A 14404-nucleotide genomic window follows, 5' to 3' on the forward strand; every position below is an offset into this window, starting at 1 on the left:
TACTTAAAGAAGAAATTAAGATGAATTTAAATCAAATACAGAACGTTTATTTTATTGGTATCGGAGGAATCGGAATGAGTGCCTTGGCTCGTTATTTCAAATATATTGGAAAACAAGTTTCAGGTTATGATAAAACCCCTTCTATGCTGACAAGTGAATTGATTGAAAGTGGTATTGATATTCATTTTGAAGATAATATTAGTTTAATTCCAACCGATTATTATGTAGAGAATACACTGGTTATTTTTACACCGGCGGTTCCAAAAACACATTCTGAGTGGAATTATTTCATAGAAAGACATTATGAGGTTAAAAAACGTGCAGAAGTTCTTGGAATTATAAGTAAAGATACATTTTGTTTTGCAGTTGCTGGAACACACGGAAAAACAACAACATCTAGTATTCTGGGGCATATTTTATTTCAAAGCGGAGCTGATGTTACAGCTTTTATTGGAGGAATTGTTGAAAATTATAATTCAAATCTAATTGGAAGCGGAAAAACAGTAACTGTTGTTGAAGCCGATGAATTTGACAGATCATTTTTGCATTTACGTCCGGATATCGCGTGTGTAACGTCTATGGATGCAGATCATTTGGATATTTATGGAACTAGTGAGGCAATTGAGGATTCTTTTAGAGAATTTGCGGCAAAAGTAGAAGATAAAAACAATCTCTTCATAACAAAAGAATTACCTCTTGAGGGCGTTCAATGTGCTATAAATGAAGATGCTGTATATAAGGCTTTTAATGTTCGAATAGAAGATGGCGCTTATGTTTTTGATGTGCAGACACCGTCAGAAATTATGAAAGACCTACGTTTTGGGCTGCCTGGGAAACACAATTTAATGAATGGATTGATGGCTATTGCGATGGCTAATACTTTTGGCACCCCGACCGAGTCTATTGCAAAAGCCATTGCTTCATTCAACGGAATCAGAAGACGTTTTTCGTATCAAATTAAGAGTGAAAAATTAGTATATATTGATGATTATGCACATCATCCGACAGAAATAAATGCTGTTCATCAGGCAGTTAGGGAATTGTATCCAGGTCGTAAAGTGCTGGCCATTTTTCAGCCTCATTTATTTAGCAGAACAAAAGATTTTGCTGATGGATTTGCCGAAAGCTTATCAAAATTTGATGAAGTGTTTTTAATGGATATTTACCCAGCTAGAGAACTTCCGATGGAAGGAGTAACATCTGAATGGCTTTTGGGTAAAATGACAAATTCGAACAAAAAAATTGTTGCAAAAAACGATTTATTGCGTGAAATCAAAGCCAGCGATGCGCCAATAATTGTGACAATTGGAGCTGGTGATATAGGAGAAATGGTTCCGTCAATTAAAAAAATGCTAAATGAAAATATTTAATTGGACAAATATTCGATTAGTACTTATTTTAGGTCTTGTAGTTTTTTTATTTTCATTCGCACAACATCGAAATGGCGATCGAAAATTGAAAAAATCTATGGTCGTTTTTGTAGGAGAAAATACGCTTTTTGTGAAGCCTGAAACGGTTAATAAATTGTTGATAGAAAATAAAAGAGACGCTTCAAGTATTAGAAAAGATGAAGTAGATTTGAATAAGATAGAGAAAACCCTCGATACACAAGAGATGATTGAGAAGTCAAATGTTTTTGTAAGTATCGATGGAGTTCTAAAAGCAGTAGTAAAACAGAAGACGCCCATAGCAAGAGTTTATGACGGCGACGCTTCTTTTTATATTGATTACGAGGGTAATAAAATGCCTTTGTCTGACAATTTTACTGCAAGAGTTCCGCTTGTTTCAGGGGCAATTAATAAAAAAAATAACGAAGATTTAGCAGCTTTATTTCGCACAATTTATGACGATGCGTTTTTGAAAAAAAACATCATTGCAATAGAGATTATGCCGAATGGAAGCCTAAAAATGTTTAATCGTAACTATGATTACTTCATAGATTTCGGCAGAACAATGAATGTTGATAAGAAATTTAGAAACTATAAAGCCTTTTTTCAAAAAGCAGTTTTAGATAGTTCGTTATATAAATACAGTAAAATTGACCTTAGGTTTACGGAACAAGTAGTTTGCACTAAATAATAGAAAATGGAAAAAGATAACATTGCAGTAGGTCTAGATATTGGAACAACCAAAATCGTTGCCATGATTGGCAAGAAAAATGAATATGGTAAGTTGGAGATTTTGGGCATTGGTAAATCCAAAAGTTTGGGTGTTGCCAGAGGAGTAGTAAACAACATTACGCAGACGATTCAATCGATTCAACAAGCGATAATCGAAGCAGAAAATAATTCAGGTTACAAAATAAAAGATGTTGTTGTAGGGATCGCCGGGCAGCACATCAGAAGTATACAGCATACTGATTACATCAGCAGAAATAATCCAGAAGAGGTTATTGGTGAAAATGATATTCAGCTCCTAATCGATCAGGTAAATAAACTGGCGATGTTACCAGGAGAAGAAATTATTCATGTTTTACCGCAGGAATTTAAAATCGACGGGCAGTCTGAAATTAAAGAGCCAATCGGAATGTACGGCGGAAGATTAGAATCTAGTTTTCACGTTGTAGTTGGGCAGGCATCTTCAATTAGAAATGTTGGAAGATGTATTCAGAGTTCAGGAATTGAATTATCTGGTTTAACACTAGAGCCATTAGCTTCTGCCGATGCGGTTTTAAGTCAAGAAGAAAAAGAAGCTGGTGTTGCGCTTATCGATATTGGTGGCGGAACAACAGATTTGGCTATTTTCAAAGATGGTATCATTCGTCATACAGCGGTGATTCCTTTCGGTGGAAATGTAATTACAGATGATATTAAAGAAGGCTGTTCGATTATCGAAAAACAAGCAGAACTTTTAAAGATCAAATTCGGATCAGCATGGCCTGGAGAAAATAAAGATAATGAGATCGTTTCGATTCCAGGTTTAAGAGGAAGAGAACCAAAAGAAATTTCATTAAAAAACTTATCTAAAATTATTCACGCAAGAGTTGTGGAAATTGTAGAACAGGTTTTTGCAGAAATAAAAGCATACGGTCACGAAGATCCTCGTAAAAAACTAATTGCTGGTATTGTATTAACAGGGGGCGGTGCGCAATTAAAGCACATCAAACAATTGGTAGAATACATTACAGGAATGGATACTAGAATTGGTTATCCAAATGAGCATTTAGCAGGGAATTCTGGAGAAGAAATTTCTAGTCCATTATTTGCAACAGCGGTTGGATTAGTAATGAACAGTATTGAAAACAGTTCTCAAAGTGCTGTTAGAATGGAACTGGTTAATGAACAGCCAAAAGTGGTTTACAGAAATGCACCAACTCCAGTACAGCGATACGAAGTAGAAGAAAACTACGTTGAGAGAGTAGAAGCTATTGAAGAGACAAGAGAAGTTGTGAGTCATAAAGCAGCTAAAGACGAGTCTACTGAAAATAAAATAAGAAGATCATTTTTTGATCGATACGTTGATAAAATCAAAGAATTTTTAGACAACGCAGAATAATTAGAATAACAAGAGAAGGAAATTACTTTTTGCCCCAAGTCAAGAAGTAAAAAATGTACTAAATAAGAATTTCAAAAACCAAAAAGATGATGAGCAACTCAGAATTTGGAAGTATTTCATTTGATTTACCAAAAAATCAATCAAATGTAATCAAAGTAATAGGTGTAGGCGGAGGCGGAAGTAACGCAATCAACCACATGTTCAAGCAAGGTATTAAGGGCGTAGATTTTATCGTTTGTAATACCGATTCACAAGCGCTGCAAAATAGTTCAGTACCAAATAAAATTCAATTAGGAGTTAATTTAACTGAAGGATTAGGAGCAGGAGCAAACCCAGATGTTGGACAGCAGTCTGCTATCGAAAGTATTTCTGATATTGAAAAAATGTTAGATAGAAATACTAAGATGGTATTTATTACTGCTGGTATGGGTGGAGGAACAGGAACAGGTGCTGCTCCGGTAATCGCTCAATTAGCAAAAGAAAGAGAAATACTAACAGTTGGTATCGTGACCATTCCATTTCAATTTGAAGGGAAAGTACGTCAAGAGCAAGCAATTATTGGAATCGAAAAACTACGCAAGCAAGTCGATTCATTAATTGTAATCAACAACAACAAATTAAGAGAAGTATACGGAAATCTTGGTTTTAAAGCTGGATTCTCTAAAGCGGATGAAGTTTTGGCTACTGCCTCTAGAGGTATTGCCGAAGTAATTACGCACCACTATACTCAAAATATCGATTTACGTGATGCAAAAACTGTTTTGGCTAACAGTGGAACAGCTATCATGGGATCTTCTGTGGCAACAGGTGAAAACAGAGCAAAAGACGCTATTGTTTCGGCTTTGGATTCTCCTTTGTTAAATGACAATAAAATTACAGGTGCCAAAAACGTATTGTTGCTTATCGTTTCTGGAACTAATGAGATTACTCTTGATGAAATTGGAGAAATCAACGATCACATCCAAGCTGAGGCTGGTTACAATGCAAATATTATCATGGGAGTTGGTGAAGACGAAACTCTAGGTGAAGCTATTGCAGTAACTATTATTGCTACAGGTTTTGATGTAGAACAACAAAATGAAATTGTTAATACAGAACCTAAAAAAATCATTCATACGTTAGAAGATGAGCAGAGAAGTGTTCATAATTTAACTAGTAAACCACTTACTTCTTTCGACTTAACAGTTGATACACCTACAGCAAAAACTGAAGATAAAGTTGTTTTTGATTTAATGGATGATGACGAAACATTTACGCCAACTCCACAAGCTGTTGCTCCAGCAATCAATCAGGAAGAGTTAGTGGTAATGTCTGAATTTATTAAAAATTTGGATGTGACTTTCGAAATTGTTTCGCCAATTACAGATATCGATTTTACAATTTCTGCACCAGAAACACCAGTTGTTCAGCAAGTGCAGCAACAGCCTGTGCAGCAACAAAGAGTTTTTGAAAGAGAAGAGCAGACTACTTTTTCTTTTGATCTTCCTTTGTTTAAATCAGAGCCTGTAAAAAGAGAGCCAGTTATTGAAGATAATAAAGTTTTGTTTGAATTGACAAATGAAACCCGTGAGATAAAAGTAAATGATCCTGTACAGTTTGTGCCGGTAACAGAAGTTTCTGATAACGGAATCATCAAATATTCTCTAGAAGAATATATGGAAGTTGAAAACGACTTGATTACTTCTAAACCAGTTGAAAAAGTGGTTGAAGATGTTGTTCCAGAGGAATTAAACATTACTTTGAAACCAAGAACAGACTTTGCAAGTCAAGCCGATTTTACAACGACTTCTGAAGTTTCTCCAATGGAATTAACAATTGAAGAAACACTTCGTTTAAGAGCAGAAGAAAGAAGAAAGAAACTAAAAGAGTTTAACTATAAATTCCATAATAATGTTTCTAGAATTGACGAGTTGGAAAAAGAACCAGCTTACAAAAGATTAGGAATTGATTTATCGAATTCACAGTCAAATAATACTAATTCTAGAATCTCTGTTGGAACAGACAGTAACAATGATTTACAATTGCGTTCAAACAATTCATTTTTGCACGATAACGTAGATTAATTTTAGCATCATAATATTAGGATGACCCGAAAATTGGATTTAATTTTCGGGTTATTTTTTTTATCTTCGCACAGAATTTAAAAATTTGACTTCTCAAGTTGATTTTTAAAGTTAATTTTATTGTCAGTTCGAGCGAAGTCGAGAACAAACTTTCAATATAAAATATCAATTTATAAGCACTGCTTATTCAAATAAAAAGACAAAAGATGAGTTTACAAGCAAAGATCATGGACGAGATCAAAACGGCCATGAAAGCAAAAGATACTGTTGCATTAGAAGCATTGAGAGCTATTAAATCTGAATTGTTACTAGCAGCAACTTCTTCTGGATCAAAAGAAGAATTATCAGAAGATGAAGAGATTAAATTACTTCAAAAATTGGTAAAAACACGTAAAGAAAGCGCAAGAATCTTTACAGAACAAAATCGTCCTGATTTAGCTGAACCAGAATTGGCTCAGGTTGCAGTAATCGAGAAGTTTTTACCAGCTCAATTAAGCGAAGAAGAAGTAGAAGCTGTTATTGCTAAAATTATTGCAGAAACAGGTGCTTCTGGAATTGCATCAATGGGAAAAGTTATGGGATTAGCTTCTGCACAATTAGGCGGAACTGCTGAAGGAAAAACTATTTCTACAATTGTGAAAAAATTATTGTCATAATTAATTTTAGATTTTTAGAATGTAGATTTTAGATTCCAATCAGTAATCTAAAATCTATAATCTGAAATCATAAATAAACTGACCGCGTAGTTCAACTGGATAGAATATCAGATTTCGGCTCTGAGGGTTGGGGGTTCGAACCCCTCCGCGGTCACTTTAAAATAATGAAAGCCTGAGCATATACATGCTCAGGCTTTCATTATTTAAGTTGTTTTTTTATCATCATAAATCTTAACATGAAAGTTAATAAGGATGATAAAAGCTAGAAAATCAATTTATACTTTATTTTAGATAAATAATAATGTTATTTCTTGATTTTACATTAATGTTTTTGATTTTTGCAGGAATCCATGTTGTTCCTTCAATTAGAGAAAAAGCTATGTTTTTAAAATAATCCCAATATTTTTTATTATAATTTTCTTGTTTGGTTTTGCCGTTCCAAAAAACAAAATGATGGTCAATTATTTTTGCTTTTCCTTTTTCATCAATATCTAAATAAATTTGAAAATAAGACAGAGAATTTGCTTCTTTTGTATAAATATAGTCCTTTGGATATTTTACAATCCTTTCAAATACTTTTTGCAAACCAGAATGATTTGTTTGATCATAATGGGTATCGTTTGGAAATAATGCTGGTTTGTCCCAAGTTCCGCTTAGACTACCATTATAAAAGGTTTCATCTAAGTGCTTAAGAATATAAATACTATCAGCTTTAAATAATAATGAATCAATGAATTTTTCGCCATATTTTTCAACTATTTTTTCTTCCATATATTCGCAATAACAATGATAGTTTCTGTTATTTTCTATAACACAAGGCGAGCCTTCATTTTGGAATTTAACTTTAAATTTATGAAGTAAACTATCCATCTGCTTTTGTGCTCTTAATGGATGATAAACAATGTTTCCTGTATAATTACAATAAACTAATTTTGCATTTGAAATATCTTTTTTTGCGAGATGTAATTCTTCCATGCAACTTGTATCATCTGGATGAATTTTGTTCTCCATAGATTCTTTTTTATCTCGATTACAAGATAAATTAATTAAAAAAGATATTATAATTATGAGTTTTATTTTCAATTTCAAATGAGTAGTTTGAATTCTATAAAAAGTTAGTTGTATGAGGTGTTTTAAAGAAACACTTTTATTTCTCAGAACGCTTCTTTTTAAAGTTTTTAATTAAAACAATAACAGAAAACACAAAAACAATTATATACAAAACTGCTAGTGCAGGTTTCTCAAATTTAAAGGTTTCAAAGTCAAATTGCTTGTACAATGTTACGCCTAAAATAATGGCAATAACCAAAAAAATAAATGATATTGGTTTTTTATTTTCCATAGTTTATAGTTTTAATGTTAAGAGATTTTTTTACTCCAAATTTGGATTTAGAATTGTATTGACCGCGCCCTATAGAAATATGTAAACTATTTTTTTGGTATAAAAAAAGGGTAAAAAAATCTTTCTTGTCCTTTTATATATATCTGTTGGTATTTTGTTGAATAAACTCGAAGCGATTTTACTTGTCTAATACTGTTCTTTTTTTAATTCGGCGATTCCTTTGTAATCTTTAGGTTGTGAGTATAAGACAAAACCAACGAGTTGCCATTCGTTAACACCAGAAACGATATATTCACATTGATCTTTTTTGCCTATTTTTTTAATTTCAATATAAGAGGGTTTCCAAGTTGTTACCAATAGTATATCCTGTTTTGTATGTAGTAGCTGAAATTACTTTTTCTGTATCATATTTTATAGTGATATTAATTTTTGAGATTAAATCTTCGTCAATTATTATTGTTGACAAATAGGTGTTGAGAGATGGTTTATCTAGCTCTTTATTTTTTTGTTCTGTAGGCTCAAATCTTAAACTTTGATTTACAGTGTCTTTATCTTTTTTTGGATTTGTAATGAAAGATAATAAAACAAAAGAAAATACTACGGCACCAAATGTACCTATATTATCGCGGATCAGTTTAGTTGCTCTAAAACAGATAACAATAAAATAAAGTATAATCGCAATGTTTAAGATTCCCCAGATTAATTGTATCATAAGATTAGTTTTTGGTAAATCAAAAATATAAATAATATTTTTAAAATAAGATAATACTTATTTTTTACTAATCATATAAGTTACTTTCTAGAAAACAAGTTTTCTACCACCCAAGCCGGACCAATCAATAGAAACTGAAGATCTTTTAAGAAAGAAGGTTTTTTGCCTTCTATATTATGTCCGTAGAATTGTCCGATCCAGGCAATAACAAAAACGCCAATTGAGAATGCCCAAAGCGGAACAATTTGCCCGATGTAATAATTAATAACCAAACAAATTGCAGAAAAAACAGCAATTTTAATCGCCATTGTAACTGATAATCTGATGTAAAAAATAAGAACGAAAAGTAAAACTACAAATGCCCAATTTTCAATAATTGGCAAATTTAATTTTAAGGTATCAGCGATAATTCCACTCGGAATACTCATTAATAAACCTACAATAGAAAAGAAAATAGCAGGAACACAAATATAGTGTATCGCTTTGTTTGTTGGGTTTTGGTGGCTTACGGCATATTCGGCAAACCACTGCTCTAATGTTCTCATTTTTTTGGTTTTAAGGTTAGATGCGTAAATCTAATAAAATTTCTTTTAGCTTTTACCGTGCTGTATTTTCATAATTTCATCGACGATTGAAATGGCTTTTTCAAAGGTTATTCCATTTTCCTGATCAATGGTTAGAGGATGGTTTTCTTCGATCATTTTAATTTCTGGAATTAATCCTAATTCTTGTTCAATGGCAATTGATTTCAGTGAAATTGTTTTGCCATAAGTAGGCACATCGGTTTGCATCCAGCCAAAATAAGGTTCTTGATTAATTCTATTTGGATCTTCCCATAAATCCATTCGCAGGCAAAAATTTTCTTCGCTTATTGTGGTCCAGACATTAAAAACGAAATCTTCATGATAATCAATTATCGGTATAGTCAATCTTCCTCGATGGAAAAAATGTTCTTCATCTACATAACACCAGCTGCCGCCATATTCTATGCGCTGTTCTCTTTCTTCGGTCGGAATAGAAAAATAGTAAGCAGGATATTCGTTGCCAAAACATAAGGGAATTTCGTCGTAAATTTCTCCGCAGCAGGAGCATTTGTAAGTGTACATTTTTTATTTTTTTTGGGAATATAACGAATTATAAATGGTTTAAAAGTAGTAGAATTGAAATTGCCCAAAATAGACTTGGGCACAATCCTAAAGCAATCCAGATGAATTTATATTGTACTTTTAAGTTAAAATCTTTTTTTAAAACAAAAATTAAAAAGAGAAAAGATAAGATTAAAGAAATGAGATGGAAGATATAACATGAAATCCAGCCAACATGATAAAGCCATCTTAATTTGTCAATATACCTAAATTGTTGCGTGCTTTTAATCATAATAAAAGCCAAAATAAATAAGGTTATTGTAAAAATAGAAAATGACTTTAAGTTATTCATTTTTTTAAACTTATTTCTGATTATATTCAAAAACACTATCCCACAACTCATCGATTTTGATTAGTGCTTCGTTTAGAGGAATCACCTGCCATTTCCCGTTAGTTTCTATTCCTATTCCAATACTTTTTAATTTTAGTAATGCATCGTTTACATCAAAATCCAACTCGGTTTTTAAATGAGAAGAAAACCAAGATTCAATTTGTGAATCTAGCTCTTCGCCTGTTAATGGGGTTTGACTTCTATTTAGAAATGCGTATGCCAAGATTGTTTCTTTTAAGGCTTCTTCTTCTGATGAATTTAGTAGTGAATAGAAAGCACCGCTGTTGTTTCCGACATTCTTAAAATACAAACTATCCGAAAGTGTTTTAGAATATCTGATTTTCTTGTTTATGAAGTTATTGTATTGGCGAAAACAATAAGCAGCTAAAATTCCCAAAGCAATTAATCCTTGATTTAAGGAAGTTTTACTGTTTAATAAATCAATGGTTTCACCAGTTTGATATGCATCGTACATATTGATAAGCGCAGGAATTACTTTGGCACTTAAAAGCGAAATTCCACCAAAAACTCCAGGAACCCAAAGCAGCATTTTGTCTTTCAATGACATTTTCGGAATTGCATTCGGAAATATGGTTTCAAGATCGTTTTTAGGAACGCGTTTAAATATTTTCAAGGCAATTGAACCTGGATCAATGGGCATCTTTCCTAATTTGACTTTTTTTGCCGTTAGATAATCTGCGTCGCTGTAATTGAGGTAGATAAGAACACGATCGTAATATTCGATTTCCACTTCTTTTTTCCAGAAAAAATATTTCTTGACTTTTTCTTTTGCCTTATGATGGCCACGTGCGTATAGTTCGTAATCTTTGAAAGCATTAAAATCTATTGCCAGATTTAAACCAATTAAATCAGATTCTTGAAAGGCTTCTTTTAAAATTTCTTCGTTAATTCTGTAATAGTTGCCGCGTTCTAAAACTTTAAGTAAGGTTTTTTTAAAAACTCCAAAATCACTTTTACCAATAAAACCTTCACGTTCTTTTTCGCTCAAATCTGGATCGTAAAGCGCGTAATGCTGCTTTAAGTTTCGGTTAAGATTAAAAGATTCGTAATGATAATAATGCTCTATAATATCAAAAAACTTTTTAAAATCTGCAGCCTTTTGTTGATCTTCCGCGAAAGTTGCAATCTGCTGCTCGAGTAAAAATTCTTTATTAAACGGAATATAATGTTCTCGTGTCATTTGATTTTGGGCTTTAATTTCGTGGCGTTTACTAAACGCAAAAATACTTCTTTTTTTTGAGGGGCAAAGAGAAGAGAGGGGCAAAATGGCAGAGGTACAAAGGCACAAAGGTTTGAAAGGAAAAACATCTTGTGCTTTGCGGCTACTATCAAAACAAAAAAAGTGGGATTTCTAATCGTTACCAGCGATTTGAAATCCCACTTTGTGTTCCAAAAAAAAAAAGTGACAAAAAATTTAAAAAGCCTTCTCGAAGAAAACTTATATTCTAACTAAAAATTATTCTTAGCAATATTAGTACATAATAAAATTGTGACTATAGGTATTTATACGTGTTTTTTTTAAGTGCTAAGTTAATAGGATGCTGAGGTTTTGATTGTTTGGTTTTTCTGAATCAAATTGGTTTAATTTTGTCCGGATTTTTTTAATTCGATTACGCCTTGAATGTACTTGATTAATTCGTCTTTATTTACAGAAAAAAGAGCAGATTCTTCTTCTGTGCTTAAATACAAATTGGCTATGCTTTCTGCGTCCATATTTTGTGTTAAATAGTGGTGTTCTGCAAATTGTATAAGATGATCAACAAAAAGTTCGCGTTGTTTTCCTTTCTCTATTGTTTCTTGATCACCTTCTTTTATTTTTTCGATTACAGATTCTGGGAGATCTATAGTGAGATACATGCAGTCTACAGTAACTTTAGACAGCATTTCTTTAGGCACCCTTCCAACTGCATTGCAATAAGCGCAGGGTGCAGGAACCCATTTTAATTGTCTATTTAAACGAACAATGTCTTCCCATTCAACAAATCCTTTGCCGAGACACCTCGGGCATTCTATATCTGATCGTTTAAATAAATTGAATATGCTCATTGGTTATAAAATATTCTTAGTGGTTTTGTAGCATGCGAATTTAACCAATTAAGTAAGAAAAGTTATTCAGATAAAATGTTTTTTTTAAAGAAAAGAATAAACAACGAATGCTGAATTGCTTTATAATGTCTAAAACATCGGTTATGCAAAAGGTTTTTAATATGTTTCACTAGGTTTAAGACATAGATATTATGTAATGAAAAGATAAATTGCATGAAATGGAGTTTGTCGTTTAATATCTTAAATTTGATAGATAATTCTTTCAAATTTTAATTAATGATCTTTACTATGGAAAATATACACACAACTAAAACACAAAATTTCTTTAGAATTTTGCTGGGACTTTTTATGATAACCGCTGCTTTTGGGCATCTTACTTTTCAAAGAATAGATTTTCAGGCGCAGGTTCCTAACTGGGTTCCTATGGATAAAGATTTAGTAGTGATTCTTTCTGGAATCGTAGAGTTAATACTTGGGCTTGCTCTTATTTTTTTAACGAAATATAAAGTTCACATGGGAATTTTCCTTGCCGTATTTTATGTAATGGTTTTTCCGGGCAATATTGCCCAATATTTAAATAGAATTGATGCGCTGGGCATGAACACAGATCAAGCGCGTTTGATACGATTGTTTTTTCAGCCTGTTTTGATTTTTCTGGCTTTATGGTCTACTGGGGCGATTGAGTATCTAAGGAAAAAGAAGTAAATCCAAAATGGGTTTAAAATTAAAGCATGAAGTTCAACTTTTCCAAAAGTTATCTAATTATCAAAATTGACAAATTATCTAATTGAAATATTATCTAGCAAAATTTGATACTTCCTTCCCACAGGAATAATTTCGCCATTAGACATCGTAAGGTTTTTAAAAGTAACAGCCTTGATTTTAGCTGTGTTTACGATATAAGAACGGTGCACTTGCACGAAATCGGTACAGTCAATTTCTGAGCTTATGCTTGCAAGCGAACCGTAAATAATAATTGGCGATTTTAGTTTGCAGTTGTGCAGTTTCATGTAATTGCCCAGACTTTCTATATATAAAATATCAGCGAGCGGAGTTTCTAGTAATTGCCCATTAGAACGGTACGAAAGTACTTTTTCGTTACTATTGGTTTCTTTTTTAAGAGTATTTCCAGAATAATAAGTTTTGGCTTTTTCTATGGCTTTTGAAAATTTTTCTAACGAAATGGGTTTCATTAAATAATCAATTGCATCGTTTTGGTAAGCCGAAAGCGCAAAATCAGAATAAGCTGTTGTGACAATTGTAAGCGGTCGGTTGGGCTGCAATTCCATTAATTCGACACCCGAAATTACAGGCATATTAATGTCTAGAAAAATAATGTCATATTGGTTTTCGTTAAGTAGTTTTATGGCTTCCATACCATTAAAAGCGCTTCCGGAATGTTCCAGTTCGTCAAATTTCGAGATGTGCGAAATCAGCGCTTTGTGCGCCGGCGATTCGTCATCGATTATGAGACAGCGGTAGGTAAATGCCATATACTTAATTTTACTACAAACATGTTTTTTTCTTTTTTACAGCTTAAATCGTGTTTTAAGCCGTAAACTTCTAAACGTCTTTTTAGGTTTTCAATTCCGATTCCTGTGCTCGAAAGACGCGAACCCGAATCAAGATAATTGTTTTTTAAAGTAAAAGACAAATTTCGACATTTTACTTTTAAATCCAGATTAATAAAAGGTTCTGCAGTTTCGGCAGAAAACTTCACGGCATTTTCTACCAATGGTAAAAAAAATAAGGGTGGAATCTCGATTTCGTCAAATGCACCGTCTAGATTTTGGGTTACATTCAAACGTTCGTTTCTAAAGGTATAATATTCAATATATTTTTTTACGAAAGCAATTTCTTCTTCCACCAAAACAAAATCTTTTTTAGAAGCTTCAATCTGATAACGCAGCATATCCGAAAGATTCAGGATTCGATCTGGAACTTTATCGGGTTCGGCCAGTGCTTCGCCGTAAAGATTATTCATCGCATTGAGTAGAAAATGCGGATTTAACTGTTGTTTTAAAAACGAAAGTTCCGATTTGAAATTCATAATATCTTTATCGGCATCCATGATTTTTTTGGTGATAACGACATGAATGAAATAAAAAAATGTTCCGTTGATTATTAAAGATAATATTTGAAGTGTCTTAAAATTTCCTAATCCCACCAGAGGAAAAAACCAATTCATAAAAAAGTAAAAACAAGTCCAATACCCAACAAGAAGTGTGAAAAAGAGTTTGACTTTCTTTTTAAATAAAATAGGTTTGATGATGAAAACATTAAAAAATGTTATCCAGACAATGCAAGGGAAATATCCGACGGCAATTTTGCTCAAAATATATGCCCAGCTGTGTCCGTCGAGTCTTATTTCGTCGTAAACACAAGCAAGAATAACCAAATAAACAAGTGTATTTACAAAGAGATTTCGTAAAAAAAAGTTCTGATAAATTTTAGCGATTGTCATAACGGCAAAAATAATATAATCGTATAGTTTTAAGCCAATTGTAAGAGGGAAATTATACAAACGCCATTCGTATAAATCATACGCCACTGGTATAAAATTACTATTAGAATATGAGCTTGTAAATTACTT

The 14404-nt window shown here is 32.5% G+C and carries 15 protein-coding genes and 1 tRNA gene; 7 read left to right on the forward strand and 9 right to left on the reverse strand.

Features of this window, described 5'->3' with window-relative positions; translation table 11 throughout:
- Nucleotides 1–20 precede the first annotated feature (20 nt).
- The 6 genes from murC to QE431_RS03370 all read left to right on the forward strand — a co-directional run bounded on the left by murC (nt 21) and on the right by QE431_RS03370 (nt 6368).
- Nucleotides 21–1370 (forward strand): UDP-N-acetylmuramate--L-alanine ligase, encoded by a 1350-nt coding sequence (murC, locus tag QE431_RS03345; RefSeq protein WP_057117186.1) that lies wholly within the window; start codon nt 21–23, stop codon nt 1368–1370.
- Nucleotides 1357–2079: a cell division protein FtsQ/DivIB gene (locus QE431_RS03350; RefSeq protein WP_057117185.1), complete on the forward strand. Its 723-nt coding sequence runs from the start codon at nt 1357–1359 to the stop codon at nt 2077–2079. The genes murC and QE431_RS03350 overlap by 14 nt, the downstream gene beginning before the upstream one ends.
- A 6-nt stretch (nt 2080–2085) precedes the next feature.
- Nucleotides 2086–3495, forward strand: coding sequence for a cell division protein FtsA (gene ftsA / locus QE431_RS03355; protein WP_057117184.1), 1410 nt, complete (start codon nt 2086–2088; stop codon nt 3493–3495).
- An 86-nt stretch (nt 3496–3581) separates the two neighbouring features.
- Nucleotides 3582–5558 (forward strand): cell division protein FtsZ, encoded by a 1977-nt coding sequence (gene ftsZ, locus QE431_RS03360; protein WP_307292551.1) that lies wholly within the window; start codon nt 3582–3584, stop codon nt 5556–5558.
- A 206-nt stretch (nt 5559–5764) separates the two neighbouring features.
- Nucleotides 5765–6214: a GatB/YqeY domain-containing protein gene (locus QE431_RS03365; protein WP_057117182.1), complete on the forward strand. Its 450-nt coding sequence runs from the start codon at nt 5765–5767 to the stop codon at nt 6212–6214.
- An 80-nt stretch (nt 6215–6294) separates the two neighbouring features.
- Nucleotides 6295–6368: transfer RNA gene (locus QE431_RS03370), tRNA-Arg, on the forward strand.
- A 128-nt stretch (nt 6369–6496) separates the two neighbouring features.
- Here the strand turns inward: QE431_RS03370 and QE431_RS03375 are convergent.
- The 7 genes from QE431_RS03375 to QE431_RS03405 all read right to left on the reverse strand — a co-directional run bounded on the left by QE431_RS03375 (nt 6497) and on the right by QE431_RS03405 (nt 11811).
- Nucleotides 6497–7303 (reverse strand): hypothetical protein, encoded by an 807-nt coding sequence (locus QE431_RS03375; protein ID WP_307292555.1) that lies wholly within the window; start codon nt 7301–7303, stop codon nt 6497–6499.
- 58 nt (nt 7304–7361) lie between these two features.
- Nucleotides 7362–7556: a hypothetical protein gene (locus tag QE431_RS03380; RefSeq protein ID WP_307292557.1), complete on the reverse strand. Its 195-nt coding sequence runs from the start codon at nt 7554–7556 to the stop codon at nt 7362–7364.
- 325 nt (nt 7557–7881) lie between these two features.
- Nucleotides 7882–8268 carry a hypothetical protein gene (locus tag QE431_RS03385; RefSeq protein ID WP_307292559.1) on the reverse strand — a complete coding sequence of 129 codons (387 nt, stop codon included), beginning with the start codon at nt 8266–8268 and terminating at the stop codon, nt 7882–7884.
- Between the two features lie 80 nt (nt 8269–8348).
- Nucleotides 8349–8813: a DUF962 domain-containing protein gene (locus tag QE431_RS03390; RefSeq protein WP_307292561.1), complete on the reverse strand. Its 465-nt coding sequence runs from the start codon at nt 8811–8813 to the stop codon at nt 8349–8351.
- Between the two features lie 45 nt (nt 8814–8858).
- Nucleotides 8859–9374, reverse strand: a complete 516-nt coding sequence (locus QE431_RS03395) for a DUF2199 domain-containing protein (protein WP_057117178.1) — start codon at nt 9372–9374, stop codon at nt 8859–8861.
- Between the two features lie 341 nt (nt 9375–9715).
- Nucleotides 9716–10945 carry a TMEM143 family protein gene (locus tag QE431_RS03400; RefSeq protein WP_307292565.1) on the reverse strand — a complete coding sequence of 410 codons (1230 nt, stop codon included), beginning with the start codon at nt 10943–10945 and terminating at the stop codon, nt 9716–9718.
- 401 nt (nt 10946–11346) lie between these two features.
- Nucleotides 11347–11811 (reverse strand): hypothetical protein, encoded by a 465-nt coding sequence (locus tag QE431_RS03405; RefSeq protein ID WP_307292567.1) that lies wholly within the window; start codon nt 11809–11811, stop codon nt 11347–11349.
- A gap of 288 nt (nt 11812–12099) precedes the next feature.
- On the opposite strand from QE431_RS03405, the gene QE431_RS03410 reads away from it, so the two are divergent.
- Nucleotides 12100–12516 (forward strand): hypothetical protein, encoded by a 417-nt coding sequence (locus QE431_RS03410; RefSeq protein ID WP_134139471.1) that lies wholly within the window; start codon nt 12100–12102, stop codon nt 12514–12516.
- Nucleotides 12517–12590: 74 nt separating this feature from the next.
- Here the strand turns inward: QE431_RS03410 and QE431_RS03415 are convergent, their stop codons facing one another.
- Together QE431_RS03415 and QE431_RS03420 are read right to left on the reverse strand one after the other, a co-directional pair.
- Nucleotides 12591–13304: a LytTR family DNA-binding domain-containing protein gene (locus tag QE431_RS03415; protein WP_307292571.1), complete on the reverse strand. Its 714-nt coding sequence runs from the start codon at nt 13302–13304 to the stop codon at nt 12591–12593.
- Entirely contained in the window at nt 13277–14362 is a 1086-nt protein-coding gene (locus QE431_RS03420; protein ID WP_241774362.1) for a sensor histidine kinase, read from the reverse strand. The genes QE431_RS03415 and QE431_RS03420 overlap by 28 nt, the downstream gene beginning before the upstream one ends.
- Nucleotides 14363–14404 lie beyond the last annotated feature (42 nt).

The sequence above is a fragment of the Flavobacterium sp. SORGH_AS_0622 genome (assembly GCF_030818825.1).
Taxonomy (GTDB): domain Bacteria; phylum Bacteroidota; class Bacteroidia; order Flavobacteriales; family Flavobacteriaceae; genus Flavobacterium.

What these genes read in the sequence shown, in the direction of transcription:
- murC (WP_057117186.1), top strand. Translation starts at nt 21, where the DNA reads ATGAATTTAAATCAAATACAGAACGTTTATTTTATTGGTATCGGAGGA.
- QE431_RS03350 (WP_057117185.1), top strand. Translation starts at nt 1,357, where the DNA reads ATGAAAATATTTAATTGGACAAATATTCGATTAGTACTTATTTTAGGT.
- ftsA (WP_057117184.1), top strand. Translation starts at nt 2,086, where the DNA reads ATGGAAAAAGATAACATTGCAGTAGGTCTAGATATTGGAACAACCAAA.
- ftsZ (WP_307292551.1), top strand. Translation starts at nt 3,582, where the DNA reads ATGATGAGCAACTCAGAATTTGGAAGTATTTCATTTGATTTACCAAAA.
- QE431_RS03365 (WP_057117182.1), top strand. Translation starts at nt 5,765, where the DNA reads ATGAGTTTACAAGCAAAGATCATGGACGAGATCAAAACGGCCATGAAA.
- QE431_RS03380 (WP_307292557.1), bottom strand. Translation starts at nt 7,556, where the DNA reads ATGGAAAATAAAAAACCAATATCATTTATTTTTTTGGTTATTGCCATT.
- QE431_RS03385 (WP_307292559.1), bottom strand. Translation starts at nt 8,268, where the DNA reads ATGATACAATTAATCTGGGGAATCTTAAACATTGCGATTATACTTTAT.
- QE431_RS03390 (WP_307292561.1), bottom strand. Translation starts at nt 8,813, where the DNA reads ATGAGAACATTAGAGCAGTGGTTTGCCGAATATGCCGTAAGCCACCAA.
- QE431_RS03395 (WP_057117178.1), bottom strand. Translation starts at nt 9,374, where the DNA reads ATGTACACTTACAAATGCTCCTGCTGCGGAGAAATTTACGACGAAATT.
- QE431_RS03400 (WP_307292565.1), bottom strand. Translation starts at nt 10,945, where the DNA reads ATGACACGAGAACATTATATTCCGTTTAATAAAGAATTTTTACTCGAG.
- QE431_RS03405 (WP_307292567.1), bottom strand. Translation starts at nt 11,811, where the DNA reads ATGAGCATATTCAATTTATTTAAACGATCAGATATAGAATGCCCGAGG.
- QE431_RS03410 (WP_134139471.1), top strand. Translation starts at nt 12,100, where the DNA reads ATGGAAAATATACACACAACTAAAACACAAAATTTCTTTAGAATTTTG.
- QE431_RS03415 (WP_307292571.1), bottom strand. Translation starts at nt 13,304, where the DNA reads ATGGCATTTACCTACCGCTGTCTCATAATCGATGACGAATCGCCGGCG.